26 protein-coding genes are annotated in these 25,292 nt (G+C 72.5%); 18 read left to right on the forward strand and 8 right to left on the reverse strand.

Features of this window, described 5'->3' with window-relative positions; translation table 11 throughout:
• Positions 1 to 20: 20 nt before the first annotated feature.
• The 13 genes from BX285_RS12185 (at position 21) to BX285_RS12240 (ending at position 12,004) form a co-directional block, all read left to right on the forward strand.
• Complete coding sequence (locus BX285_RS12185) at positions 21 to 3,278, forward strand: S41 family peptidase (RefSeq protein WP_121175125.1); 3,258 nt, start codon at positions 21 to 23, stop codon at positions 3,276 to 3,278.
• A gap of 135 nt (positions 3,279 to 3,413) precedes the next feature.
• Positions 3,414 to 4,103, forward strand: a complete 690-nt coding sequence (locus BX285_RS12190; protein WP_097237991.1) for an RDD family protein — start codon at positions 3,414 to 3,416, stop codon at positions 4,101 to 4,103.
• A gap of 56 nt (positions 4,104 to 4,159) precedes the next feature.
• The gene (locus BX285_RS12195; RefSeq protein WP_097237992.1) at positions 4,160 to 4,513 is read left to right on the forward strand and encodes a histidine triad nucleotide-binding protein; all 354 of its coding nucleotides are present in this window, start codon (positions 4,160 to 4,162) and stop codon (positions 4,511 to 4,513) included.
• A gap of 6 nt (positions 4,514 to 4,519) precedes the next feature.
• The gene (locus BX285_RS12200; RefSeq protein WP_097237993.1) at positions 4,520 to 5,443 is read left to right on the forward strand and encodes a ribonuclease Z; all 924 of its coding nucleotides are present in this window, start codon (positions 4,520 to 4,522) and stop codon (positions 5,441 to 5,443) included.
• A 221-nt stretch (positions 5,444 to 5,664) separates the two neighbouring features.
• A complete protein-coding gene (locus BX285_RS12205; protein ID WP_097237994.1) occupies positions 5,665 to 6,807 on the forward strand; it encodes a PhoH family protein in 1,143 nt (380 codons plus the stop codon).
• Positions 6,808 to 6,821: 14 nt separating this feature from the next.
• Positions 6,822 to 7,316, forward strand: a complete 495-nt coding sequence (ybeY, locus tag BX285_RS12210; protein WP_030061268.1) for an rRNA maturation RNase YbeY — start codon at positions 6,822 to 6,824, stop codon at positions 7,314 to 7,316.
• 18 nt (positions 7,317 to 7,334) lie between these two features.
• Positions 7,335 to 8,660 carry a hemolysin family protein gene (locus BX285_RS12215; protein WP_097237995.1) on the forward strand — a complete coding sequence of 442 codons (1,326 nt, stop codon included), beginning with the start codon at positions 7,335 to 7,337 and terminating at the stop codon, positions 8,658 to 8,660.
• A gap of 33 nt (positions 8,661 to 8,693) precedes the next feature.
• The gene (locus BX285_RS12220) at positions 8,694 to 8,930 is read left to right on the forward strand and encodes a hypothetical protein (RefSeq protein ID WP_143685806.1); all 237 of its coding nucleotides are present in this window, start codon (positions 8,694 to 8,696) and stop codon (positions 8,928 to 8,930) included.
• 26 nt (positions 8,931 to 8,956) lie between these two features.
• A complete protein-coding gene (locus BX285_RS12225; protein ID WP_097237997.1) occupies positions 8,957 to 9,502 on the forward strand; it encodes a DUF4383 domain-containing protein in 546 nt (181 codons plus the stop codon).
• Between the two features lie 28 nt (positions 9,503 to 9,530).
• Positions 9,531 to 9,884: a cytidine deaminase gene (locus tag BX285_RS12230; protein ID WP_097240265.1), complete on the forward strand. Its 354-nt coding sequence runs from the start codon at positions 9,531 to 9,533 to the stop codon at positions 9,882 to 9,884.
• A gap of 106 nt (positions 9,885 to 9,990) precedes the next feature.
• Positions 9,991 to 10,152: a hypothetical protein gene (locus BX285_RS37270; protein WP_183107058.1), complete on the forward strand. Its 162-nt coding sequence runs from the start codon at positions 9,991 to 9,993 to the stop codon at positions 10,150 to 10,152.
• A 97-nt stretch (positions 10,153 to 10,249) separates the two neighbouring features.
• The gene (era, locus tag BX285_RS12235; RefSeq protein ID WP_097237998.1) at positions 10,250 to 11,179 is read left to right on the forward strand and encodes a GTPase Era; all 930 of its coding nucleotides are present in this window, start codon (positions 10,250 to 10,252) and stop codon (positions 11,177 to 11,179) included.
• Positions 11,180 to 11,299: 120 nt separating this feature from the next.
• Positions 11,300 to 12,004, forward strand: coding sequence for an alpha/beta fold hydrolase (locus tag BX285_RS12240; protein WP_121175126.1), 705 nt, complete (start codon positions 11,300 to 11,302; stop codon positions 12,002 to 12,004).
• A 48-nt stretch (positions 12,005 to 12,052) separates the two neighbouring features.
• Here BX285_RS12240 and BX285_RS12245 read toward each other — a convergent pair whose 3' ends face one another.
• Positions 12,053 to 12,319, reverse strand: coding sequence for a protealysin inhibitor emfourin (locus tag BX285_RS12245; protein ID WP_030233628.1), 267 nt, complete (start codon positions 12,317 to 12,319; stop codon positions 12,053 to 12,055).
• Positions 12,320 to 12,395: 76 nt separating this feature from the next.
• On the reverse strand, positions 12,396 to 13,418 hold the full coding sequence (locus BX285_RS12250; protein ID WP_097238000.1) for a M4 family metallopeptidase: 1,023 nt from the start codon (positions 13,416 to 13,418) through the stop codon (positions 12,396 to 12,398).
• Positions 13,419 to 13,751: 333 nt separating this feature from the next.
• Here BX285_RS12250 and leuA point away from each other — a divergent pair, with 333 nt between their 5' ends.
• The 4 genes from leuA (at position 13,752) to BX285_RS12270 (ending at position 18,273) form a co-directional block, all read left to right on the forward strand.
• Positions 13,752 to 15,548, forward strand: coding sequence for a 2-isopropylmalate synthase (leuA, locus tag BX285_RS12255; RefSeq protein ID WP_097238001.1), 1,797 nt, complete (start codon positions 13,752 to 13,754; stop codon positions 15,546 to 15,548).
• Between the two features lie 250 nt (positions 15,549 to 15,798).
• Positions 15,799 to 16,494, forward strand: coding sequence for a TerB family tellurite resistance protein (locus BX285_RS12260; RefSeq protein ID WP_121175127.1), 696 nt, complete (start codon positions 15,799 to 15,801; stop codon positions 16,492 to 16,494).
• Positions 16,495 to 16,688: 194 nt separating this feature from the next.
• On the forward strand, positions 16,689 to 17,435 hold the full coding sequence (recO, locus tag BX285_RS12265) for a DNA repair protein RecO (protein ID WP_030061246.1): 747 nt from the start codon (positions 16,689 to 16,691) through the stop codon (positions 17,433 to 17,435).
• Between the two features lie 4 nt (positions 17,436 to 17,439).
• Complete coding sequence (locus tag BX285_RS12270; protein ID WP_097238003.1) at positions 17,440 to 18,273, forward strand: isoprenyl transferase; 834 nt, start codon at positions 17,440 to 17,442, stop codon at positions 18,271 to 18,273.
• A 131-nt stretch (positions 18,274 to 18,404) separates the two neighbouring features.
• Here the strand turns inward: BX285_RS12270 and BX285_RS12275 are convergent, their stop codons facing one another.
• From BX285_RS12275 to BX285_RS12290, 4 genes are read right to left on the reverse strand one after another with little or no spacing between them, the layout of a single operon-like run.
• Positions 18,405 to 18,815, reverse strand: coding sequence for a Fur family transcriptional regulator (locus tag BX285_RS12275; RefSeq protein ID WP_097238004.1), 411 nt, complete (start codon positions 18,813 to 18,815; stop codon positions 18,405 to 18,407).
• A gap of 35 nt (positions 18,816 to 18,850) precedes the next feature.
• The gene (locus tag BX285_RS12280) at positions 18,851 to 19,783 is read right to left on the reverse strand and encodes a metal ABC transporter permease (RefSeq protein WP_179852887.1); all 933 of its coding nucleotides are present in this window, start codon (positions 19,781 to 19,783) and stop codon (positions 18,851 to 18,853) included.
• Positions 19,780 to 20,544: a metal ABC transporter ATP-binding protein gene (locus BX285_RS12285; protein ID WP_121175128.1), complete on the reverse strand. Its 765-nt coding sequence runs from the start codon at positions 20,542 to 20,544 to the stop codon at positions 19,780 to 19,782. The genes BX285_RS12280 and BX285_RS12285 overlap by 4 nt, the downstream gene beginning before the upstream one ends.
• Positions 20,545 to 20,558: 14 nt before the next feature.
• On the reverse strand, positions 20,559 to 21,614 hold the full coding sequence (locus BX285_RS12290) for a metal ABC transporter substrate-binding protein (RefSeq protein WP_121175129.1): 1,056 nt from the start codon (positions 21,612 to 21,614) through the stop codon (positions 20,559 to 20,561).
• 191 nt (positions 21,615 to 21,805) lie between these two features.
• On the opposite strand from BX285_RS12290, the gene BX285_RS12295 reads away from it, so the two are divergent.
• Positions 21,806 to 23,188, forward strand: coding sequence for a glycine--tRNA ligase (locus tag BX285_RS12295; RefSeq protein ID WP_030061233.1), 1,383 nt, complete (start codon positions 21,806 to 21,808; stop codon positions 23,186 to 23,188).
• Positions 23,189 to 23,299: 111 nt separating this feature from the next.
• On the opposite strand, the gene BX285_RS12300 is transcribed toward BX285_RS12295, so the two are convergent.
• Entirely contained in the window at positions 23,300 to 24,448 is a 1,149-nt protein-coding gene (locus tag BX285_RS12300; protein ID WP_121175130.1) for a hypothetical protein, read from the reverse strand.
• Positions 24,449 to 24,691: 243 nt separating this feature from the next.
• On the reverse strand, positions 24,692 to 25,270 hold the full coding sequence (locus BX285_RS12305; protein ID WP_097238009.1) for an NADAR family protein: 579 nt from the start codon (positions 25,268 to 25,270) through the stop codon (positions 24,692 to 24,694).
• Positions 25,271 to 25,292: the final 22 nt, after the last annotated feature.

The raw sequence follows: 25,292 nt of genomic DNA on the forward strand, positions 1-25,292 counted from the left end.
CACGTGCCTACGCTGGCCGCGTGACGGACACCCTCAGCACCTCTGCGGGCGCCTACCTGCGCCATCCCCATCTGCACGGCGACCTGGTCACCTTCGTCGCCGAGAACGACATCTGGCTCGCCCCGCTGGAGGGCGGCCGGGCCTGGCGGCTGACGGCCGATCACCTGCCGGTCCGCGACCCCAGGTTCTCCCCGGACGGGCGGCACATCGCCTTCACCTCCACCCGGGACGGCGCGCCCGAGGTGCACGTGGTGCCGGTGGACGGCGGGCCCTCGCGCCGGCTCACCCACTGGGGCAGCGGCCAGACCAGGGTGCAGGGCTGGACGGCCGACGGCCGCCCGATCGCCACCACCGCCGCCGGCCAGGCCACCCTGCGCCGCACCTGGGCGCAGGCCGTGCCGCTGGACGGCGGCGAGCCGGTGCGGCTGCCGTACGGGCCGATCGGCGGGATCGCCGCGGAGCCGGGCGGCGACCGCGTGCTGCTGGCCAGTGCCGCGATCCGCGAGCCGGCCTGGTGGAAGCGCTACCGGGGCGGCCGGGCGGGCAAGCTGTGGATCGGCCGGGACGAGTTCACCCGGATCCACGAGGACCTGGACGGCCAGCTGTCCTCGCCGCTGTGGGCTGCCGGTCCCGACGGCGGGCAGGGCGGCCGGATCGCGTTCCTGTCCGACCACGAGGGCGTCGGCGAGCTGTGGTCCAGCCTCCCCGACGGCTCCGACCTGCGCCGCCACACCGCCGACCCGGACGGCTTCTACGCCCGCGACGCCACCACCGACGGCACCCGGGTGGTGTTCCACCGGGCCGGCGACCTGTGGCTGCTGGAGAGCCTGGCCGAGGGCACCGAGGCGCGCCGCCTGGACGTCCGGCTGGCCGGCCCGCGCAGCGGCCGCCGCCCCCGCCCGGTGCCCGCCGCGCACTGGCTGGAGTCCGTCGCCCCCGACCGCACCGGCCGGGCCAGCGCCGTCGTGGTGCGCGGCAGCGTGCACTGGCTGACCCACCGCGAGGGCCCGGCCCGGGTGCTGGACGAGACGCCGGGCGTGCGCGGGCGCCTGGCCCGGGTGGTGCCGGGCGAGGACGGCGCCCAGGGCGTGCTCTGGGTCTCCGACGCCGAGGGCGAGGACGCGCTGGAGTACGCCCCCGCCGTGCACGGCGCCGAGCGCCGCCGGCTGGCCGCCGGGCAGCTCGGCCGGGTCAACGTGCTGACCGTCTCCCCGGACGGCAAGCAGGCCGCGCTCGGCGTGCACGACGGCCGGGTGCTGCTGGTGACGCTCGCCGACGGCACCGTGCACGAGCTGGACCGCAGCACCGACGGCCAGGTCAGCGGGCTGGTGTTCAGCCCGGACTCGGCCTGGCTGGCCTGGTCGCGCCCGGTGCCGGGGCTGGGCCCGTACTCGCTGCGCCAGATCGTGCTGGCCAACCTGGCCACCCGGACGGTGAGCGAGGCCACCCAGCAGCGCTTCATCGACACCTCGCCGGCCTTCACCGCGGACGGCCGCTACCTGGCGTTCCTGTCGGTGCGCAACTTCGACCCGGTCTACGACTCGCACGTCTTCGACCTGTCCTTCCCCAACGGCTGCCGCCCGTACCTGATCACGCTGGCCGCCGACACGCCGTCCCCGTTCGGGCCGCAGCGGGCCGGGCGCGCGCTCGGCGGGGAGGAGGACGAGCCGCGGGCCAAGAAGGCGGACGGCGAGGAGGGCGGCGAGGCCGCACCGGTGACCAGGGTGGACCTGGACGGCATCGCCGACCGGATCATCCCGTTCCCGGTCGAGGGCGGCCTGTTCGGCACCCTGCGGGCCGCCAAGGACGGCGTGCTGTGGACCAGGGCCCCGCTGCTGGGCGAACTCGGCGACGAGGCCGCCTCGTTGGAGGACGAGCGGCCCCGCCCGGTGCTGGAGCGCTTCGACCTGAAGAAGCGCCGGGTCGAGCAACTGGTGCACGACATCGACGGCTTCGCGGTCAGCGGGGACGGCAGCCGGGTCGCCGTGCTGGACGAGGGCGAGCTGCGGATCGTCCCGGCCGACCACAAGGCGGGCGGCGAGGACGACGAGACCGCCGTCGACCTCGCCCGGCTGCGGGTCACCGTCGACCCGGCCGCCGAGTGGCGGCAGATGTACGCCGAGAACGGCCGGCTGATGCGCGACAACTTCTGGCGCCCCGACCTCTCCGGCGTCGACTGGGCCGGCGTCCTGGAGCGCTACCGGCCGCTGGTGGAGCGGGTCGGCTCGCACGACGACCTGATCGACCTGCTCTGGGAGGTGCACGGCGAACTCGGCACCTCGCACGCCTACGTTGTCCCGTACGGCTCGCACACCGAGCCCGCCCGGCGCCAGGGCCTGCTCGGCGCGGACCTGGTGAAGGACGGCGGGCAGTGGCGGATCGCCCGGATCCTGCCCGGCGAGTCCTCCGACCCGCGGGCCCGCTCGCCGCTGGCCGCGCCCGGGGCGGCGATCCGCCCCGGCGACGCGATCCTGGCGGTCAACGGCCGCCCGGTGGACCCGGTCACCGGCCCGGCCCCGCTGCTGGCCGGCACCGCCGGGCAGCCGGTCGAGCTGACCGTGGCCGGCAAGGACGGCACCGACCAGCGCCACCCGGTGGTCGTCCCGCTCGCCGACGACGAGGCGCTGCGCTACCACGACTGGGTGGCCGGGCGCCGGGCCGCGGTGCGCGAGCTCTCCGGCGGGCGGCTCGGCTACCTGCACGTCCCCGACATGCAGACCACCGGCTGGGCCCAGATCCACCGCGACCTGCGCTCGGAGATGGCCAAGGAGGGCGTGATCGTCGACATCCGGGAGAACCGCGGCGGCCACACCTCGCAGCTGGTCGTCGAGAAGCTCGCCCGCCGGATCGTCGGCTGGAACGTCAGCCGGGACACCGACAGCCCCGTCCCGTACCCGGGTGACGCCCCGCGCGGGCCGATCGTCGCGCTCGCCGACCAGGACTCCGGCTCGGACGGCGACATCGTCAACGCCGCCATCCAGGCGCTGGGGATCGGCCCGGTGGTCGGCACCCGCACCTGGGGCGGGGTGATCGGCATCGACAGCCGCTACCGGCTGGTCGACGGCACCCTGGTCACCCAGCCCAAGTACGCGTTCTGGCTGGAGAACTACGGCTGGGGCGTGGAGAACCACGGCGTCGACCCGGACGTCGAGGTGCCGATCGCCCCGCACCAGTGGGCGGCCGGCGAGGACCCGCAGCTCGCCGAGGGCGTCCGGCTCGCCCTGGCCGCCCTCGCCACCACCCCGGCCCGCACGGCGCCGCCGATGCCCTGGGAGTAGCCGGGACAAGGTCAGAGCGCCCCGGAGGCGAGCGGGCGAGTCGCAGCGCAGGAAGTCGGACGGGCCGACTTCCTGCGCTGCGGCGTGGGTAGGATGCGGGGCTGTTTCTTGATCCACAGCTCTCGGGGGAATCAGATGGCGCAGGGCTACCCGCCGCCGCAGTACGGCCAGAACCCTTACGCACAGCCGCAGCCGTACCCGCCCTACCAGCAGCAACCGCAGCCCCACCCGCCGCAGTACCAGCAGCCGCCGCAGGGTTACGCGCCGCCGCCGCAGCCGTACCCGCAGCAGCCGTACGGCCAGCCGCAGCCGTACCCGAACCCCTACCCGCAGCAGCCGCGGCCCGCCGCGGCGCTGCCGCCCTGCCCGAAGGAGGCGGGCGGCGGGCGGCGGTTCCTGGCGATCGTGCTCGACTTCGCCTTCGCGGTCGGCCTCGGCTTCGTCGCCGCCAACGCCGCGAGCCGGCCGAAGGTCAAGCACGTGGCCGGCCACGCCGTCCAGACCGGCGGCCCGGCCGTGCCGTACTTCGTGGCGCTGCTCGTCGTGGGCCTGCTCGCGTCCTTCCTCAACCAGGTCGTGCTCGCCCGGCTGGTCGGATTCAGCGTCGGCAAGGGGATCCTGGCGATGCGGGTGGTGCGCACCAAGCGGGTGATGCGCCCGAACACCTGGCGGCTCACCAGGCGCTGGCTGCTCGGCTTCGTCTTCCTCGCGGTGGCGTTTCTCTCCGAGGACTTCGACCTGGACGACGGCGACGTCGTCGGCATGCGCGCGGTGCGCTGGAAGCACCTGCGGGAGTACCAGCAGGCCGTGGCCGGGCTCGGCTAGGCTGCGCCCGTACGGCGCCAGCAACCAACGACCACGAACCGAACCGAGGAGACGTCATGGCCGGCGAGCCGCAGCCCGACTGCCTGTTCTGCAAGATCGTGGCGGGCGAGATCCCGGCGACGGTGGTGCGCAAGACCGAGCGCATCCTCGCCTTCCGCGACATCGCCCCCAAGGCCCCCGTGCACGTCCTGGTCATCCCGCACGTGCACTACCCGAACGCGGCCGCGCTGGCCGCCGCCGAGCCGGAGATCGCCGGCGAGCTGCTCGCCGAGGCGGGCCGGGTGGCCGAGGACGAGGGCCTGGCGGACTACCGGCTGATCTTCAACACCGGTGCGGGCGCCGGGCAGACGATCTTCCACGCGCACGTCCACGTGCTCGGCGGCACCCACATGACCGAGAGCATGGTCTGATCCCAGGTGTCCCAGCGCGAACTCGTCGTCCTCGGCACCGCCAGCCAGGTGCCCACCCGGCACCGCAACCACAACGGCTACCTGCTGCGCTGGGACGGCGAGGGCCTGCTGTTCGACCCCGGCGAGGGCACCCAGCGCCAGATGCTGCACGCCGGGGTCACGGCCACCCAGATCACCCGGATCGCGGTGACCCACTTCCACGGCGACCACTGCCTGGGCCTCGCCGGGGTGATCCAGCGGATCAACCTGGACCGCGTCCCGCACCCGGTGGACGTCTACTTCCCGGCCTCCGGCGAGGTCTACTTCGAGCGGCTGCGGCACGCCACCGCCTACCACGAGACGGCCGTGCTGCGGCCCCGGCCGATCGACGAGCCCGGCCCGCTGCCCGCGCCCGGCGCCCGCTTCGCGCTGGACGCGGTGCGCCTGGACCACCCCGTGGAGTCCTTCGGCTACCGGCTGTCCGAGCCGGACGGCCGCCGGCTGGTGCCCGGACGGCTCGCCGCGCTGGGCGTGTCCGGCCCGGCGGTGGGCCGGCTGCAGCACGAGGGCGCGATCGAGGTGGACGGCCGGAAGGTCACCCTGGACGAGGTGAGCGAGCCGCGGCCGGGCCAGAAGTTCGCCTTCGTGATGGACACCCGGCTCTGCGAGGGCGTGCACGCGCTGGCCGAGGGCACGGACCTGCTGGTGGTCGAGGCCACCTTCGCCGACGCCGACGCCCGGCTCGCCGAGGAGCACGGCCACCTCACCGCCGGGCAGGCCGCCAAGGTCGCCGCCGAGGCCGGGGTGCGCACCCTGGTGCTGACCCACTTCTCCCAGCGCTACCCGGACCTGGGCCAGCACCTGGCCGACGCCCGCAAGCACTTCGACGGGGAGCTGGTGCTCGCCGCCGACCTGGCCCGGGTGCCGGTTCCGGCCCGGCGCCTGCCGTGACGGGCGGGCGCCGTGGCACCGGCCCGTCACGGCAGGCGGCGTGGGGCCGGGGCGCGCGCGGACGAAAAAGGGCTCGCGCCGGCCACCGAACTGCCGCAGCATCGACGGGTGCGGCCCCGCCGCCCGCCGCGGCGATCACGCGCGCGGCGTACCCTGGTGCCCCGGAGACCGAGCGGCACACGACACCACGGATGGGATGAGGCAGGCCCCAGCGCCGACCTATGAGTGACACATCGCAGACCCGTACCAATGGTCAGTCGCGCCCCGAACCGGCCGACGACGGCCGCGTCAGCGCCCGGATCGTCATCCCCGAGAAGCACCCGATGGTCACCCTGCTCGGCACCGCGGACTCGCTGCTGCGCGTGATCGAGCAGGGGTTCCCCGCCGCCGACATCCACGTCCGCGGCAACGAGGTGACCGCCACCGGCACGCGTGCCGAGGTCGCCCTCGTCCAGAAGCTGTTCAGCGAGATGATGCTGGTGCTGCGCACCGGCCAGCCCCTGACGGAGGACTCCGTGGAGCGCTCCATCGCCATGCTCCGAAGCCAGGCGCAGGACCCGGACAGCCCGGCGCCGTCGCAGGTGTTCACCGCGAACATCCTGTCCAACCGGGGCCGGACGATCCGCCCCAAGACCCTCAACCAGCAGCGCTACGTCGAGGCGATCGACAAGCACACGATCGTCTTCGGCCTCGGCCCGGCCGGTACCGGCAAGACCTACCTGGCGATGGCCAAGGCCGTCCAGGCCCTGCAGGCCAAGGAGGTCAACCGGATCATCCTGACCCGCCCGGCGGTCGAGGCGGGGGAGCGGCTGGGCTTCCTGCCCGGCACGCTCTACGAGAAGATCGACCCGTACCTGCGCCCGCTCTACGACGCGCTGCACGACATGATGGACCCGGACTCCATCCCGCGGCTGATGGCGGCCGGCACCATCGAGGTCGCCCCGCTCGCGTACATGCGCGGCCGCACCCTCAACGACGCCTTCATCATCCTGGACGAGGCCCAGAACACCTCGCCCGAGCAGATGAAGATGTTCCTCACCCGCCTCGGGTTCAACTCCCGGGTGGTGGTCACCGGCGACACCAGCCAGATCGACCTCCCGGGCGGCACCCGCAGCGGCCTCAAGGTCGTCCAGGAGATCCTGGCCGACGTGCCCGACATCCACTTCTCCGTCCTCACCAGCACCGACGTGGTCCGCCACAAGCTGGTCGGCCGGATCGTGGACGCGTACGAGCGCTGGGACGCCCGCCAGGAGGCCGAGGAGGCCTCCCCGACCGCCCGCAAGCCCGCCCAGCGGCGCCCGGGCAAGGCGGCCGCGCCCCGCGCACCCCGCGCACCCCGACAGTCCCATCGCACCGAAAGCTGAGCACACAGCCCGTCATGTCGATCGACATCGCCAACGAGTCCGGTTGGGACGCCGACGAGGAAGCCATCCTCGACGTCGCCCGCTTCGCACTGGACAAGATGCGGATCCACCCGCAGTCCGAACTGTCCGTGATCCTGGTGGACGGTGCGGCGATGGAGGAGCTGCACATCCAGTGGATGGACCTGCCCGGTCCGACCGACGTGATGTCGTTCCCGATGGACGAGCTGCGTCCCGGCAAGGAGGGCGAGGAGCTGCCGCAGGGCCTGCTCGGCGACATCGTGCTCTGCCCCGAGGTCGCCGAGCAGCAGGGCAAGGCGGCCCCCTCGAAGCACTCGATGGACGAGGAGCTGCAGCTGCTCACCGTGCACGGCGTGCTGCACGTCCTCGGCTACGACCACGAGGAGCCCGAGGAGGAGGAGGAGATGTTCGCCCTCCAGAAGCGCATCCTGGACGACTGGCGGGCGGGCCGCGGCCTCGGCGGCATCTCCCCGGCCCCCACCACCCACTGACGCGGAGCCCGAACCCCTGTGAGTGGTGAGAGTACGAGCTTCATCCTGGGTGCCGTGCTGCTCGTGGTGCTCGGCTGGCTGGCCGCGTGCGCCGAGGCGGGCATCTCCCGGGTCTCCCGTTTCCGGGCGGAGGAGGCCGTGCGGGTCGGTCGGCGCGGGTCGGCGCGGCTGCTGACCCTCGCCTCCGACCCGATCCGCTACCTCAACCTGGCGACCCTGATCCGGGTGGCCAGCGAGATGGCGGCGGCGGTCCTGGTCACCGTGGTGTGCGTGCGCAACGTGACGCCGACCTGGCAGGCCGTCCTGCTGGCGTTCGGCGTGATGGTGCTGGTGTCCTTCGTCGCGGTGGGGGTCTCGCCGCGCACGATCGGGCGCCAGCACCCGCTCACCACCGCGACCGCGGCCTCCTTCGTGCTGCTGCCGCTGGCCGCGGTGCTCGGTCCGATCCCGCGGCTGCTGATCCTGCTCGGCAATGCGCTGACCCCGGGCAAGGGCTACCGGGAGGGGCCGTTCGCCTCCGAGGCGGAGCTGCGGGCGCTGGTGGACCTCGCGGAGAAGGACGACCTGATCGAGGACGAGGAGCGCCGGATGGTGCACTCGGTCTTCGAACTGGGCGACACCATCGTGCGCGAGGTGATGGTGCCGCGCACCGACCTGGTGATGATCGAGCGGCACAAGACCGTCCGGCAGGCGCTCACCCTGGCGCTGCGCTCGGGCTTCTCGCGGATCCCGGTGGTCGGGGACAACGAGGACGACGTGGTCGGCATCGTCTACCTCAAGGACCTGGTGCGCCGCACCCACATCAACCGGGAGGCGGAGGCCGAGGAGGTCGGCGCGGTGATGCGCCCGGCGGTGTTCGTCCCGGACTCCAAGCCGGCCGGCGACCTGCTGCGCGAGATGCAGCAGCGCCGCTCGCACGTGGCGATCGTGATCGACGAGTACGGCGGCACGGCCGGCCTGGTGACCATCGAGGACGTCCTGGAGGAGATCGTCGGCGAGATCACCGACGAGTACGACCGGGAGATCGCGCCGATCGAGGACCTCGGCGACGGCTCGTACCGCATCACGGCCCGGCTGCTGGTGGAGGACCTGGGCGAGCTGTTCGGCATCGAGCTGGAGGACGAGGACGTCGAGACCGTCGGCGGCCTGCTGGCCAAGCACCTCGGCCGGGTGCCGATCCCCGGTTCCGCCTGCGAGATCCCGCTGCCGGAGCCCCTGGACGGCAGTCTGACCGGCATCCTGCTGACCGCCGAGTCCTCGGCCGGCCGCCGCAACCGGATCGGCTCCATGGTCGCCTCCCCGGTCCGCGGCGGCGACGCCCCCGAGGAGCCCGCGGGCGAGTAGCGGGTGCGCGGTGGCCGAGCGACCATGGAGGGCATGACGCACAAACTTCGCGCGGAGTACGGCCCGCAGGGGGCGGCCGGCGGAGTCAAGTCCTGGCACGTGGTGCGGGACGAGGACCCGTCGACGGCGCTCTGCGGCCGGACCATCACCGACGCCGCCGAGACGCGGCCCGAGCAGGAGTGGGGGACCGGGCTGCGCTGCTGCCAGCAGTGCGGGTCGCTCTACATGCACGAGACGCCGCACATGCAGGGGAGCCACCCCTACAGCTAGGCCGTGGCTGGGCTCTGGAGGTCGCCATGAAGCTGCAAGACGAACTACCCGTCGACAACCGGCTCGTCACGGTGTGGCGGATCGGGGCGGGGCTCGGAGGGATCTTCCTGATCGTGTTCGGGTGCCTGGGGCTCGCCGACCACCCGGGGTTCCTGGACACGGAAGGTGACCGGGTCGCGGGGCTGTCGACCAACGGTGCGCTGGCCATCCTGTCCATCGTGGCGGGCGCGATCCTGGTCGTCGGGGCGGTGATCGGAGGGAACTTCGCGTCCTACCTGAACATGGCGGTGGGCGTGCTGTTCGTCCTGTCCGGCTTCTACGGCCTGACGGTGCTCGGGCGGCCGGACGCCAACATCCTGAACTTCCGGATGTCGAACGTGCTGTTCGCGTTCATCTTCGGGGTCATCCTGACCACCTTCGGGATGTACGGCCGGGTGAGCAGCCACCTGCCGCACGACAACCCCTTCTGGCGGCGGCGGGTCGAGCGCGAGGAGCCGCTGCCCTCCGGGCCCAAGACCTTCGTGAAGGTCATGAACCCGAACCCGGGCCGGACCCACCCGGTCGGCCACTGAGGGGGCCGGGGTGCCTATGCTCGGCGGCATGAGTGACATCGTCGAGCTCGACCCCGAAGACAAGAAGATCATCACCCTGGCCCGCTCGGCCCGCGCCCGCAACGGCGTGGCCGAGGGGGCCGCGGTGCGTGACGAGACCGGCCGCACCTACGTGGCCGGGACGGTCGCGCTGGAGTCGCTGCGGCTGAGCGCGCTGCAGACGGCGGTGGCGATGGCGGTGGCCAGTGGCGCGAAGTCGCTGGAGGCGGCGGCCGTGGTGAGCGAGGCGGAGCAGCCGGCCGAGGCGGACCTGGCGGCCGTACGGGACCTGGGCGGGGCGGGGACGCCGGTGCTGCTGGCCGGTCCGGACGGGGCGCTGCGGGTGGCCGCCGAGGCGCGCTGAGGCCGTTCTCGGCCCGGGGCGGCAACGGGGTGGCCCGGCGTGGTGGCTCCCCTGGGTTCTGCGGATAATCTCACCGGGGGAGTGGATACGGTGAGGGGACTGGGGCATGGGGGCGGTGGCGTTCTTCGCCGGGCTGCTGCTGTTCGTGATGGGGCTGGGCAAGTGGCAGGAGACCGGGTCGCCGTTCTGGCTCTACGGCTCGCTGGGCTTCCTGCTGGTGCTGGTGGTGATCGCGCTGATCCCCGGCGGCGGCAAGGGCCGTAGGTAGCGCCGAGCGCCCCCGAAGACCGCCGCGAGCTCCCCTGCGGGCACCCCGGGGGCGCCCCCGGACGGCGGGGCTCAGGTGATCAGGGAGAATGGAGCCCATGAATGCCCCTTCCTCCTCGTACCGCTCCGGGTTCGCGTGCTTCGTCGGCCGGCCGAATGCGGGCAAGTCGACCCTGACCAACGCCCTGGTGGGGACGAAGGTCGCGATCACCTCCGACCGCCCGCAGACCACCCGGCACACCGTGCGCGGCATCGTGCACCGCCCGGACGCCCAGCTCGTGCTGGTCGACACCCCCGGTCTGCACAAGCCGCGCACGCTGCTCGGCGAGCGCCTCAACGACCTCGTCCGCACCACCTGGGCCGAGGTCGACGTGATCGGCTTCTGCCTGCCCGCCGACCAGAAGATCGGCCCCGGCGACAAGTTCATCGCCAAGGAGATCGCCGGGATCAAGAAGACCCCGAAGGTCGCCATCGTCACCAAGACCGACCTGGTCGACTCCAAGCGCCTGGCCGAGCAGCTGATCGCCATCCAGCAGCTCGGCGTCGAACTGGGCTTCGAGTGGGACGAGATCATCCCGGTCTCCGCCGTCGGCGACAAGCAGGTGGAGCTGGTCGCCGACCTGCTCACCAAGCTGCTGCCGGAGGGCGACCAGCTCTACCCGGAGGGCGACCTCACCGACGAGCCCGAGCAGATCATGGTCGCCGAACTGATCCGCGAGGCCGCCCTGGAGGGCGTGCGGGACGAACTGCCGCACTCGCTGGCCGTCGTGGTCGAGGAGATGCTGCCGCGCGAGGGCCGCCCGGCGGACCGCCCACTGCTGGACATCCACGCCAACGTCTACATCGAGCGGCAGAGCCAGAAGGCCATCGTGATCGGCGCCAAGGGCGCGCGGCTCAAGCACGTCGGCACCACCGCCCGCAAGCACATCGAGGCGCTGCTCGGCACGCCGGTCTACCTGGACCTGCACGTCAAGGTCGCCAAGGACTGGCAGCGCGACCCGAAGCAGCTGCGCAAGCTGGGCTTCTGACAAGCCGGACAAGGGAGTTCACCCCCAGCGGGAATACCAGGGCCCGGCCGGACGTTGCGCGTCCGGCCGGGCCCGAGCCGTCGGCCCGGCCTCACGCGACGTCAGGAGGGGGCAGGCGCAATGAAGTTGCACACCCGGGAGTGGGGCAGCGGGGAGCGGACGGCCGTGCTGGTGCACGGCATCACCTTCGACCACCGCACCTGGCGGCGGGTCGGGCCGGAGCTGGCCGGGCGCGGCTACCGGGTGGTCGCCGTCGACCTGCGCGGGCACGGGCTGAGCCCGCGCGGCACCGGGGCGGGCCCGCTGGAGCGCTACCCGCTGGAGGCGTACACCGAGGACCTGCTGGAGACCCTGCCGACCGGGCCGGAGCTGGCGATCGGCCACTCGCTCGGCGGGATCGTCCTGGCGGACGCCGTCGAGCGGTTGAAGCCGGCCCGCGCGGTCTACGTGGACCCGGCCTGGCGGTTCCGGCAGTGGGGGCTGGACCCGACCACCTGGGTCGCGGAGCGGGAGGCCACCCGGGAGGGGCTGGTCGCGCACAACCCGCACTGGTCGGCCGAGGACGTCGACGCCAAGCTCGACGCCCTGGCCCACTGGGACACCGACACCGCGATGGCCCTGGCGGCCCAGGGTTCGGACCTGCCGGCCGCTCCCGTGGTGCCCTCCCTGGTGGTGCGGGCGGACGGCAGCACCGTGGTGCGCGACGTGGACACCGAGACGCTGCGCGCCCGCGGCTTCGAGGTGCGCACCGTCGCCGGCGCCGGGCACAACGTCCACCGGGACGACCACGAGGGCTTCCTGGCGGCCCTCGACGGCTGGCTCTGAGGGACGGCTGGCTCTGAGGCGACCCCCGGGCGACTGGTCTCCCCGGTGCTACGCGCCCTCGCGCAGCACCAGGGAGACCAGCTCCCGCTGCGAGTCGGTGAGCTTCGGATCGGCGCAGTGGACCGTCCGGCCGTCGACGGTGATCTCGTAGTGGAAGCCGTCCGGCACGCCGTAGGAGGGGGCGCGCAGCCCGCCCGCGACGGCCTCGCGGGCGAGTGCGTGGACGTGCGGGGCGTCCGTGCGGTCGGCGGTGTCGAGCTCCGCGTGGCGGACGATTCCCGCGAAGCCGCCGGTCCGGGTCACCTGGATACGCATGGTGTCCATGGTGATACGCAGGGAAGGGGTTCGCCGCTCTTTTCCCGGACCGTGACCTTCGGGGCCGGCCCCGCGGTCACCCAGGGCTGACCCCGACCTGCGCCCAGGAGGCCGTGACGGTGTCCGCGACCGCGCCCTGGTCGGGGTAACGGGCCTTGGCGGCGGCCACGGTGGCCCGGGCGAAGGCGGCGAAGTCGGCGTCCGCGGGCACCGCGTGCCCGGTCAGCGCGTCGTACCAGATCCGTCCGGCGCGCTCCCAGGACGAGCCGCCGAGGGCGGTGGCCAGCAGGTAGAACGCGTGGTTGGGGATGCCGGAGTTGATGTGCACCCCGCCGTTGTCCTCGGAGGTGTTCACGTAGTCCCGCATGTGCGCGGGCTGCGGGTCCTTGCCGAGCTGCGGGTCGTCGTAGGCGGTGCCGGGGGCCTTCATCGAGCGCAGCGCCACGCCCTGGATGCCGGGGGCGAGCAGCCCGGCGCCGATCAGCCAGTCGGCGTCGGCGGCGCTCTGGTGCAGCGCGTACTGCTTGACCAGCGAGCCGAAGACGTCGGAGACCGACTCGTTGAGTGCGCCGGGCTGGTCCTGGTAGTCCAGGCCGGCGGTGAACTGCGTGACGCCGTGGGTGAGTTCGTGGCCGATGACGTCGATGCAGGCGGTGAAGTCGCCGAAGATCCGGCCGTCGCCGTCGCCGAAGACCATCTGGTGGCCGTTCCAGAAGGCGTTGTCGTAGTTGCGGCCGTAGTGGACGCTGGCGTCCAGCCGCAGGCCCCGGTCGTCGATCGAGTGCCGGCCGAAGACGTCGGCGTAGAGCGCGAAGGTGGCGCCGAGGCCGTCGTAGGCGTGGTTGACGGAGGCGTCGGAGACCGCGGCCTGGCCCTCGGTGCGCACGGTGCGCCCGGGCAGCCGCTGGCCGTGGCCCGCGTCGGAGATCACCCGGTTGAGGCCCGGGGCGCCGCCGGTGGCCGGGGGTGGGGAGAGGCGGGCCGCGCGGTGCGCGGCGTCGAGCGTGAGGGTGTGGGCGGCGGCTTCGTGACCGGCCTCGGCGAGGCGGTCCAGGACGTACGGCGGGACGATCGCGCAGATCGGTACTGCTGCAGTCATGCGGCCCAGGGTGAGGCTTCGATAACCGGATGTCACGACCTTTGACATGACCGGTCGACGTCTCAAGGAGTGGAACGGAAGCCCGGATCACTTCGGGGGCGCGCGGTGCTGGGTTACGCTGGGGCATCATGCGCAACGGGCTGCTTCTTCTTAGCTGCCGCGTCGAGGGCCTGTAGTCCACTGGGGCCGGCTCCCTCGCCGCGGGGAACGAGCTGTGCGCGCAACCGGCGGTCCGATCGCGGTCCGTGAGCGGCAGCAGAGGCCGGCCAGTCGGTGTCCATCCCTCCCGACCAGCCCGCACCACGCATCCACAGGAAGCCGAGAGTCACCTCCATGACCGAGCAGACCTCCGCCGCGTCCGTCCCCGCCGCCCGCGCCTTCGTCGACCGGCCCACCCCGATCACCGCCGCCTCCGTGCGCCAGCAGCCCTCCGGCATGCGGCACGGGCGCTACCTGCCGTTCGGCACCGTGGACCTGCCGGACCGCACCTGGCCGAGCAAGGTGATCAGCAAGGCGCCGCGCTGGCTCTCCACCGACCTGCGCGACGGCAACCAGGCGCTGATCGACCCGATGTCCCCGGCCCGCAAGCGCAAGATGTTCGACCTGCTGGTCTCGATGGGCTACAAGGAGATCGAGGTCGGCTTCCCCTCCTCCGGCGCCACCGACCACGCCTTCGTACGGTCGCTGATCGAGGAGGGGGCGATCCCCGAGGACGTCACCATCTCGGTCCTGACGCAGGCCCGCGAGGAGCTGATCGAGAAGACCGTCGAGTCGCTGGTCGGCGCCCCGCGCGCGACCGTCCACCTGTACAACGCGACCGCGCCGCTGTTCCGCCGGGTGGTGTTCCGCAACGACATGGCCGCCACCAAGGCGATCGCCACCGACGGCACCCGGCTGGTGATGGAGTACGCCGAGAAGCTGCTGGGCGACGACACCGTCTTCGGCTACCAGTACTCGCCGGAGATCTTCGTCGACACCGAGCTGGACTTCGCGCTGGAGGTCTGCGAGGCGGTCATGGACGTCTGGCAGCCGGGCGAGGGCCGCGAGATCATCCTGAACCTGCCGGCCACCATCGAGCGGGCCACCCCGAACGTCCAGGCCGACCAGTTCGAGTGGATGTCGCGCCACCTGTCGCGCCGCGAGTTCGTCTGCCTGTCGGTGCACCCGCACAACGACCGCGGCACCGCCGTCGCCTCCGCCGAACTGGCCTACATGGCGGGTGCCGACCGTATCGAGGGGTGTCTGTTCGGGCAGGGCGAGCGAACCGGAAACGTCGACCTGGTGACGCTGGGGATGAACCTGTTCTCGCAGGGCATCGACCCGCAGATCGACTTCTCCGACATCGACGAGGTGCGCCGCACCGCCGAGTACTGCAACCAGATGGAGGTGCACCCGCGCCACCCGTACGCCGGCGACCTGGTGTACACCTCCTTCTCCGGCTCCCACCAGGACGCCATCAAGAAGGGCTTCGACGCCCTGGAGGCGGACGCCAAGGCGGCGGGCGTCCCGGTGGACGAGCACACCTGGGGCGTGCCGTACCTGCCGATCGACCCGAAGGACGTCGGCCGCACCTACGAGGCGGTCATCCGGGTCAACAGCCAGTCCGGCAAGGGCGGCGTGGCGTACGTGCTGAAGAACGACCACAAGCTGGACCTGCCGCGCCGGATGCAGATCGAGTTCTCCCGCATCATCCAGGCCAAGACCGACGCCGAGGGCGGCGAGGTCACCCCGGCCGACATCTGGGCGGTCTTCGAGGACGAGTACCTGCCGACCACCGCCAACCCGTGGGGCCGGATCTCGCTGACCGGCTCGCGCACCCTGACCACCGAGGACGGCCGGGACGCACTGACCGCCGAGGCCGTGGTGGGCGGCGAGCCGGTGACCCTGACCGGTACCGGCAACGGCCCGGTCTCGGCCTTCGCGGACGCGCTGGCCCGGATCGGCGTGGACGTGCGCGTCCTGGACTACGCCGAGCACGCGCTGAGCGAGGGCGGCGACGCCCAGGCCGCCGCGTACGTCGAGTGCGCGGTGGACGGCAAGGTGCTGTGGGGCGTGGGCATCGACGGCAACACCGTGCTGGCCTCGCTGAAGGCGATGATCAGCGCCGTCAACCGGTCGCAGCGCGGGTAGTTCGTACGAGTGGCATGCGGCGGGGCCGTCCTCCGGGGCGGCCCTTCGCCGTGCCCCGGCACCCCGGCCGGGGCGCTGTGTCCTGCGCCACATTTTTTGGGATCGGAAGCCGTTCGAGGTACTGACACGTGCCGGTAACCATGGCAACATCGATCCACCGGCAAGCCGGGTCGGTGGGACGGCTCGGTGTCCGGTCGCGTGACCTGCCCATCGTCGAGCAGGCCGCCTGCCATGTCTGGGGAGTGGCGCCGTGACCAGGTTGTGGGGTGTTCGCCCGCGGTGGCGGACTGACGTTCTCGGTGACTTCTTCTGCCCGGGCTGCGGCGGGGACCGCAACTACCGCCGGCAGCACGGCCGGCGGTGGCTGCGGTTGCTCGGGACCCCGGTGCTCCCGCTCGGACCGGTGATCGGCAGCGTGCAGTGCACCAGCTGCCACGGCCGGTACGGCGTCGAGAGCCTGGACCAGCCGACCTGCGTGCGTCTCGGCGCGATGCTGCGGGACGCCCAGTACACCATCGCGCTGGCCCTGCTCGCGGCCGGCGGAACCGCCCACCGGGCGGCCCGCGAGGCGGCCTGCGCGGCCGTGCGCGAGGCCGGGTTCGAGGACTGCGGCGAGGCCCAGGTGCTGGCCGCGCTCGCCGCGCTCTCCGGGCTCGGCGGCGAACTCCACGACGCCCACGACCTGGGGGCACCTCCCGGCCAACGGCTGGGGGAGGCCGGGGGCCTCGCCGTCGAACTGCACGCGGTGCTCGAACCGCTCACCCCCAACCTGGCCCACCAGGGCCGCGAACGGCTGCTGCTGCAGGGCGCGGCGATCGCACTGGCCGACGGGCGCTACCTGCCGCAGGAGCGCGAGGCGCTGGCCGCGGTCGGGCGCTGCCTGGACCTGCCGCAGGCGCGGGTCCAGGCGCTGCTGGAGGCGGCGACCCGGGCTCCGTACAAGTAGGCCGGGCTCCGGGCTCCTCCGGACCACACTGTTCGTCGCACCCACTCCGTAGAGGCCATTCCCCGCCCCCACAAAACGGGCCCGACCCCCCTCCGGGCCCGCCGTGACCCGCACCGCTGTGGTCCTCCCCCACGGCCCCGGTGCGGGCAACACGGCTGTCCGCGGCTGTCCGCGGCTGGGGGAGAATGGTCGGCATGAGTCTTTTCCGGGACGACGGCGTCGTGTTGCGGGCGCAGAAGCTCGGCGAGGCCGATCGGATCATCACCCTGCTGACCCGCCAGCACGGCAAGGTGCGGGCGGTGGCGCGCGGGGTGCGGAAGACCAAGTCCAAGTTCGGTGCCCGCCTGGAGCCGTTCTCGCACGTGGACGTGCAGTTCTTCAGCCGCGGGAGTGAGCTGGTCGGCCGCGGGTTGCCGCTGTGCACCCAGGTGGAGACCATCGCGCCGTACGGCGGTTCGATCGTCACCGACTACGGCCGCTACACCGCCGGCACCGCGATGCTGGAGACGGCCGAGCGCTTCGCGGAGAACGAGGGCGAGCCCGCCGTCCAGCAGTACCTGTTGCTGGTGGGCGGGCTGCGCACGCTGGCGGCCGGGCTGCACGAGTCGCACCTGGTGCTGGACGCCTTCCTGCTGCGCTCGCTCGCGGTGAACGGGTACGGCGCGAGCTTCACCGACTGCGCCAAGTGCGGCCTGGAGGGGCCGAACCGTTTCTTCTCGCTCCCCGCAGGCGGGGTGCTCTGCGCAGACTGCCGAGTGCCCGGATGTGCCGTACCCTCCCCTGAGACACTGGTACTGCTCGGGGCGCTGCTGTCAGGGGACTGGCAGACGGCCGACACCTGCGAGCCGCGGTACTGGCGGGAGGGCAGCGGCCTGGTCGCGGCCTATCTGCAGTGGCACCTGGAGCGGGGCATCCGCTCGATGAGATACGTGGAGAAGTGAGCACATGGCAGCGCGACGGCTCTTCGGCGGCGGCAAGCAGAGGTCGTACGTCCCCCCGACCCCGCACCCCAGTGGCGCACAGCCCCCGAAGATCCCCGGTGAGCTGGTGCCCGAACACGTCGCCATCGTGATGGACGGCAACGGCCGCTGGGCCAAGGAGCGCGGGCTGCCCCGCACCGAGGGCCACAAGGTCGGCGAGTCCGTGGTGCTGGACGTCCTCAGGGGCGCCATCGAGCTCGGGGTCAAGAACATCTCGCTGTACGCGTTCTCCACCGAGAACTGGAAGCGCTCGCCCGACGAGGTGAAGTTCCTGATGAACTTCAACCGGGACGTCATCGCCCGCCGCCGCGACGAGATGGACGCGATGGGCGTGCGGATCCGCTGGGCCGGCCGGATGCCCAAGCTGTGGAAGAGCGTCGTCCAGGAGCTGCAGGTCGCCGAGGAGCAGACCAAGGGCAACGACGCCGTCACGCTCTACATGTGCGTCAACTACGGTGGCCGGGCCGAGCTGGCGGACGCGGCGCAGGCGATCGCGCGGGACGTCGCGGCCGGGAAGCTGGACCCGAAGAAGGTCAACGAGAAGACCCTGTCCCGGTACATGTACCACCCGGACATGCCGGACGTGGACCTCTTCCTGCGTCCCAGCGGTGAGCAGCGCACCTCCAACTTCCTGCTCTGGCAGTCGGCTTACGCCGAGTTCGTGTTCCAGGACGTGCTCTGGCCGGACTTCGACCGCCGGGACCTGTGGCGGGCCTGCGAGCAGTACGCGATGCGCGACCGGCGCTTCGGCGGGGCGATCCCGAACGAGGTCCCCGCGTCGGTGCCGTCCCAGCGCTGAGGCCGGTCGGCATTCGGGACGACGTCGGGACGCATGCGGGACGACGACGCATGCGGGACGACGACGCATGCGGGACGACGATGAAGGACCCGCCGGGTGATCCCGGCGGGTCCTTCATCGTCGTACGGGCCTCAGCCCTTCTTGGCGCACTCCGCGCAGGTGCCGAAGATCTCCAGCGTGTGCGCGATGTCGCTGAAACCGTGTTCGGCGGCGACCGAGTTGGCCCAGCGCTCCACCGCCGGGCCCTCCACCTCGACGGTGGCGCCGCAGTGCCGGCAGACCAGGTGGTGGTGGTGCCCGCTGCTGCACCGGCGGTAGACCGCCTCGCCGTCCGCGGTGCGCAGCACGTCCACCTCACCGGCGTCCGCGAGCGACTGCAGGGTGCGGTAGACCGTGGTCAGACCGACGGAGTCCCCGCGGTGCTTGAGCAGGTCGTGGAGCTCCTGCGCACTGCGGAAGTCCGCGATCTCGTCCAGGGCAGCCGAGACGGCGGCACGCTGCCGGGTCGATCGTGCGCGCGGCGACGGGCCTGCGGTGGTCACCGTGGGTCCTCCTGAGGTCGTGGACGTCTCGCACATCATTGTGCCAGCCCGCCCCGCCGCTCAAGGGTGGTCGCGTCGGAGGAGGCCGGCTCCGGCGACGGGACCGGGATCTCGACGTCGCAGACTCCGGGCCCCGGTTCGCCGTCGGCGCGGTGCCGGCGCCGGGCGAGCGGTGCGGCGATCAGGCTGAACACCGCGAACACCGCGATGGCGAGCAGCACGATGGCCGGGCCGGAGGGCACGTCGAGGTGGTACGAGCCGGTGACCCCGGCCAGCGAGACGACCACGCCGAGCGCGATCGAGGCGGCCTGGGTGGCGGCGAAGGAGCGGGTGAGCTGCTGGGCGGCGACGACCGGGACCACCATCAGGGCGCTGACCAGCAGCAGCCCGACCACCCGCATGGCGACGGTGACGGTGACCGCGGCCATCACCGCGAGCAGCAGGTTGAGGGTGCGTACCGGCAGGCCGGTGACCCGGGCGAAGTCCTCGTCCTGGCAGATCGCGAACAGCTGGCGGCGCAGTCCGACGGTGACCGCGATGACCACCGCGCCGAGCACCGCGATGGCGGCCAGGTCGCCGGGGGAGACGGTGAGGATGGAGCCCCACAGGTAGCTCTCCAGCGAGCCGGCGCCGGCCGCGGCGGAGAGCGAGACGAGCAGCTTGCCGCAGGCCATGCCGCCGTAGAAGAGCATCGCCAGGGCGATGTCGCCGCGCTGGTTCCCGCGCGAGCGGACCAGCTCCATGGTGACGGCGCCGAGCACGCAGACCAGCACGGCCATCCAGACGGGGCTGGTCTGGAAGATGAAGCCGAGGCCGACGCCGGTCATCGCGACGTGGCCCATGCCGTCGCCCATCAGGGCCTGCCGGCGCTGCACCAGGTAGATGCCGACGGCCGGGGCGGTGATCCCGACCAGGACGGCGGCGAGCAGGGCGCGCTGCATGAAGTCGTAGGACAGCATCTCGGTCATGCGAGCAGCCTCGGCGGGGTCAGGTCGGCGTGCGGGTGGACGTGGTCGTGGCCGGGCAGCGCGTGCAGGCCGGTGTTGGGCACGGGCGGGCCGTCGTGGGCGACGCAGCCGTCCCGCAGCACCACGGCGCGGTCGATCAGCGGTTCCAGCGGCCCGAGTTCGTGCAGTACGAGGAGGACGGCGGCGCCGCGGCCGACCTCGGCGCGCAGGGTGTCGGCGAGCACCTGCTGGCTGGCGGCGTCCACCCCGGCCATCGGCTCGTCCATGATCAGCAGGTCGGGGGTGCCGACCAGGGCGCGGGCGATCAGCACCCGCTGCTGCTGGCCGCCGGACAGGTCGGCGACGCCGTCCCCGGCCCGGTCCAGCATGCCGACGGCGGCCAGCGCGCGGTCCACCGCCTCGCGGTCCTTGCGGCGGAACGGCAGCAGCCGGTGCTGCGGCAGCCGCCCGGTGGAGACCACCTCGCGCACGGTGGCCGGGACGCCGGAGGCGGCGGTGGTGCGCTGCGGGACGTACCCGATCCGGTGCCAGGCGCGGAAGGAGCCGTACGGGACGCCGAACAGTTCCAGGCCGCCCTGCTCCAGCGGCACGGAGCCGATCACGGCCTTGACGGTGGTCGACTTGCCGGAGCCGTTGGCGCCCAGCAGGGCGACGACCTCGCCGGGTCGGACGGTGAGGTCGACGCCGCGCAGCACCGGCCGGCCGCCGCGGGAGGCGACGGCGTCACGGAGGCGGACGGCCGGAGGTATCGGGTGGGTCATGGTGTTCCGTCCCGTCAGCTGGTCGCGGCAGGGGTGGCGGTTCCGGCCGGGGTGGTGGCTCCGGCGGGGGCGGTGCCCGTTCCGGCGGGGGTGCCGGCCGCGGCCGGGTCGCCGAGGGCGGCCTTGAGGTTGGCCAGGTTCTGCTTCATGACGGTGAGGTAGTCGTCCTTGGACGGGTCCTTGACGCCCTCCAGCGGGTCCAGGACCGCCGTCTTGAGGCCGAGGTCCTTGGCGACGGTGTCGGCGAGCTTGGGGCTGACCAGGGTCTCGAAGAAGACCGTGGTGACGCCGTTGTCCTTGGCGGCCTTCTGCACGGCGGCGAGGCGGGCCGGGGTGGGCTCGGACTCCGGGTCGACGCCGTTGATGGCGACCTGGGTGAGGCCGTAGTGGTCGGCGAGGTAGCCGAAGGCGGCGTGGCTGGTGACGAAGGTCTTGGTCCTGGTGTCCTGCAGCCCGGTCCGGAACTCCTGGTCGAGCGCGGTGAGCTTGGTGACGAGCTCGTCGGTGTTCTTGCGGTAGTCCTCGGCGTGGGCCGGGTCGGCCTTGGCGAACTCGTCGCCGACGCTCTTGGCGATCGCCGCGTAGCGGGTCGGGTCGAGCCAGATGTGCGGGTCGCCGGCCGGGCCCTCGTGCGGGTGGCCGTCGGCGGTGTGGCCGTCGCCCTCCTCGGTGCCCTCGTCGAGGTGGTGGTCGACCAGCGGGCTGGCGGCGGTGGCGTCGATCTTGTGCTTGCCGGCGGACTGCGCGACGGCCTGGTCGACGGTGGGCTGCAGGCCCTTGAGGTAGAGGATCGCGTCGGCCTTCTGGACGGTGCCGACCTGCTTGGCGGTGAGCTCCAGGTCGTGCGGCTCGACGCCGGCGGCGGTGAGGTCGGTGACCGCGACGTGCTCCTTGCCGATCTGCTGGGCCAGGAACTCCATCGGGTAGAAGGAGGCGACGACCTTCAGCCGGCCGTTCCCGCTGTCGGCGCTGCTGCTGCCTCCGCAGGCGGTGAGGGCGAGGGAGGCGGTGAGGGCAGTGGCGGCGAGGGCTATGGAGGTGCGGGTCCGGCGAGGCAGTCCGATCATCATGACAATCATTCTCATCTCACATGGAAATGATTGTCAACTCACTCGAATGGGTGAACGCCGGGTGACGGTGGGTGGGGGCGGCCGGACGATACCGATTTGAATCACGTACCCGTATGGCCGGTAACCTGAGGTATTCGGGTACGCGCAACCAGCCGTGCCCTGACCGTGCCGTACGTACTGAAGAGAGCACTGTGGCCGCCGACAAGATCGACACGATCGTCAGCCTGAGCAAGCGCCGTGGCTTCGTCTACCCCTGCAGCGAGATCTACGGCGGCACGCGTGCCGCCTGGGACTACGGGCCGCTGGGTGTCGAGCTCAAGGAGAACATCAAGCGCCAGTGGTGGCGCGCGATGGTGCAGGCGCGTGAGGACGTCGTCGGACTCGACTCGTCGGTCATCCTCGCCCGCGAGGTCTGGGAGGCCTCCGGCCACGTCGCCACCTTCAACGACCCGCTGACCGAGTGCCTCTCCTGCCACAAGCGCCACCGGGCCGACCACCTGGAGGAGAAGTACGAGGCCAAGCACGGCTTCCCGCCGCCGAACGGCCTCAAGGACGTCAACTGCCCCGACTGTGGCACCAAGGGCCAGTTCACCGAGCCCAAGGACTTCTCGGGCATGCTGAAGACCCACCTCGGCGTCACCGAGGAGGCCAGCGGCCTGGCCTTCCTGCGCCCCGAGACCGCCCAGGGCATCTTCACCAACTTCAAGGCCGTCCAGACCACTTCGCGCAAGAAGCCGCCGTTCGGCATCGCCCAGACCGGCAAGAGCTTCCGCAACGAGATCACCCCCGGCAACTTCATCTTCCGGACCCGCGAGTTCGAGCAGATGGAGATGGAGTTCTTCGTCAAGCCCGGCGAGGACGAGCAGTGGCACGAGTACTGGCTCCAGCAGCGCTGGGACTGGTACGTCGGCCTCGGCCTGCGCACCGAGAACATGCGCTTCTTCGAGCACCCGAAGGAGAAGCTCTCCCACTACGCCAAGCGCACGGTGGACATCGAGTACCGCTTCAACTTCGGTGGCAGCGAGTTCTCCGAGCTGGAGGGCGTCGCCAACCGCACCGACTACGACCTGCGGGTGCACAGCGAGGCCTCCGGCCAGGACCTGAAGTACTTCGACCAGGAGTCCGGCGAGCGCTACTTCCCGTACGTCATCGAGCCGGCGGCCGGCCTCAACCGCGCCATGCTGGCCTTCCTGATCGACGCCTACTTCGAGGACGAGGCGCCCAACGCCAAGGGCGTCATGGAGAAGCGCGTCGGCATGCGGCTCGACCCGCGCCTGGCCCCGGTCAAGGTCGCCGTCCTGCCGCTGTCGCGCAACGCCGACCTCTCCCCGAAGGCCCGCGGCCTCGCCGCCGACCTGCGCACCGCGTGGAACGTCGAGTTCGACGACGCCGGCGCCATCGGCAAGCGCTACCGCCGCCAGGACGAGATCGGCACGCCGTTCTGCGTCACGGTCGACTTCGACACCCTTGAGGACAACGCGGTGACCGTCCGCGACCGCGACACCATGTCGCAGGAGCGGGTGTCGCTGGACCAGGTCAAGGCGTACCTCGCGGCGCGCCTGATCGGCTGCTGAGTGATCGGCTGCTGAGTCCGGTCCTCCGCTGAGACCGGTTCTCGTCGGGGAGCCCCCGTCCGCCCTGTCCGGGGCGGACGGGGGCTCCCTGCTGTGGTGCGGGGGCCCGCTTCAGCGCCGTCCCCAGCGGGAGCGGGGTGCGGCGGGCGGCGCCGTCGGCAGGCCGGCCGCGCGCAGGGCGGCGAGGGTGGTGCGGTGGCGGGCCTCGTCGGCGAGCAGGCCGCCGAGCAGCTGCCCGTACAGCTCCCGGCTGCCGGCGGAGTCCAAGGTGGCTGCCAGGCGCACGAGTTCGACGGGCGGGCGGAGCACCACCAGCTCCTGCAGCAGGGCGGTGGCGAGCGCGGGCGGCAGGGTGGCGGCGAGGTCGGCGAGGTCGGCCGTGGGGCGGCCGGCGGCCTGGCGCAGCAGGGTTCGGACGTCGGCGGGCCGGCCGTGCTGCTGGAGGCAGGCGGCCAGGGAAGTCAGCTCGGGCGTCGGCGCCGAACCCCACTCCCAGAGCAGTGTCGCGCCGTCGGCGTTCTGCCCGGCCCGCTCCAGGGCCGAGAGGAGGCCGGGGACGGCCGCCGCCGGGTAGGCCCAGAAGGCGTGGAACAGTTCGGCCGCCTGCTCGGCCAGGCCCAGTTCGCGCAGCTCTGCCAGGACGGCGACGGCGTGCTCGGGGGTGGACCGCGCGGCGGCGCGGGCGAGGTGGAGGGAGGCGCCGGTCGGCCCGTACCGGGCCAGCATGCCGACCAGCAGGGCCGCGTCGGCGGGGGTGAGGCGGGCGGCGGCCTGGTCCAGCAGCTCGGCGGCCTCGGGGAGGGCGCCGCTGCGGTGGAGGGCGATGATCCGCTCGGTGAGGGCGCCGATGTCGGGGCGGGCGGGGGGCGGCGGGGACTGCTGCGGCGCGGGTGCGGGTGCGGGCTCGGGGGCGGGCTCGGGTATCGGTTCCGGGCCGAGCCGGGTCGGTTCCTGCGGGTCCTGCTGCTGGTGCCGGTGTCTGAGGCGGGTCTCCAACGCCTCCAGCTGGTCGCTGAGTTGGAGGCAGCGGGCGCCCAGTCCCTCGCGGAGGATGCGGGCCTGGGCGAGCTGCCGCAGCAGGTCCCCGTCCGGCCGCTGGCGGCCCGGGGTCGCTCTGATCGCCTCGTTCAGCCGCCGTTCACGTTGAGTCGCGTAGCGGCTCGCACGGAGTAACTCGTCCAGCTCTGTGCGGAGTTCGGCGGCCTGTTGCTCGCCCTCCAGCTGCTGGCCTGCGGATTGTGCCGTCGACCGCATGCGCATGATCGCCCCAACCTGTCCATCCAGACCCTGACTGCAGGACATCCTGGCGTCGGTATGTGGCTGGGGAGTTAAGAGCGCACGACCAGTCGTGCCCGAGTGGTGTCAAGGAGCGCGCAGAGGGCGGTCGTGGCGCGGAGTGCGCCGGTCGCGCGCCGGAGGGGGGCGCCGCGTCGTACGGCCCGGGGGCGAGGACGGCGACGGCCGAGGCCGCCGCCGTCCCGTCCGGCAGGAGGGCGACCGTGCTCACGCGGCCAGCCGCGCCCGGGCCTCCATCAGCGCGAAGCCCAGCAGGTTCAGCCCGCGCCACTCGGCGGGCCGCTGTGCCCGGATGTCGTCGGCCGCCAGCCCGATGCCCCAGATCCGGTCCACCGGGCTGGCCTCGACCAGCACCCGGCTGCCGGTGCCCAGCAGGTACGCGCGCAGCGACTCGTCCTGCCCGAACTTCGCGACGTTGCCCGCCACGACCAGCTCGAACCGTCCGGCCGTCCAGGTCTCGTCGTCGAAGTCCTTGACCAGCCGCCCCAGCTTCTTCGCCTCGGCCGGCGTCCGGGCCGCCAGCACCTGCTCCTCGACGGCCGTGTCCCCGAACATCCGGGCCTTGCCGGCCATCATCCAGTGCTCGGCGGACCCGTACGTCACCCCGTCGACGGTGAACTCGCCCGGCCACCACTGGCTCAGGCACTCCTGCCGGGTGCCGCCGCCCTTGCGCGCGGTGTGCCCCCAGAACATCACCCACTTCGGGTGCACCCCGTCGGCCATCAGCGCGGCCAGCTCCTCGCGGCTGCGGACGGCGGCAGGGCTCCCCACGTGCATCTCGCTCATATCGTCAGTCTGACACAAAGGG

It is taken from the genome of Streptomyces sp. 1114.5, from assembly GCF_003635085.1.
GTDB lineage: Bacteria > Actinomycetota > Actinomycetes > Streptomycetales > Streptomycetaceae > Kitasatospora.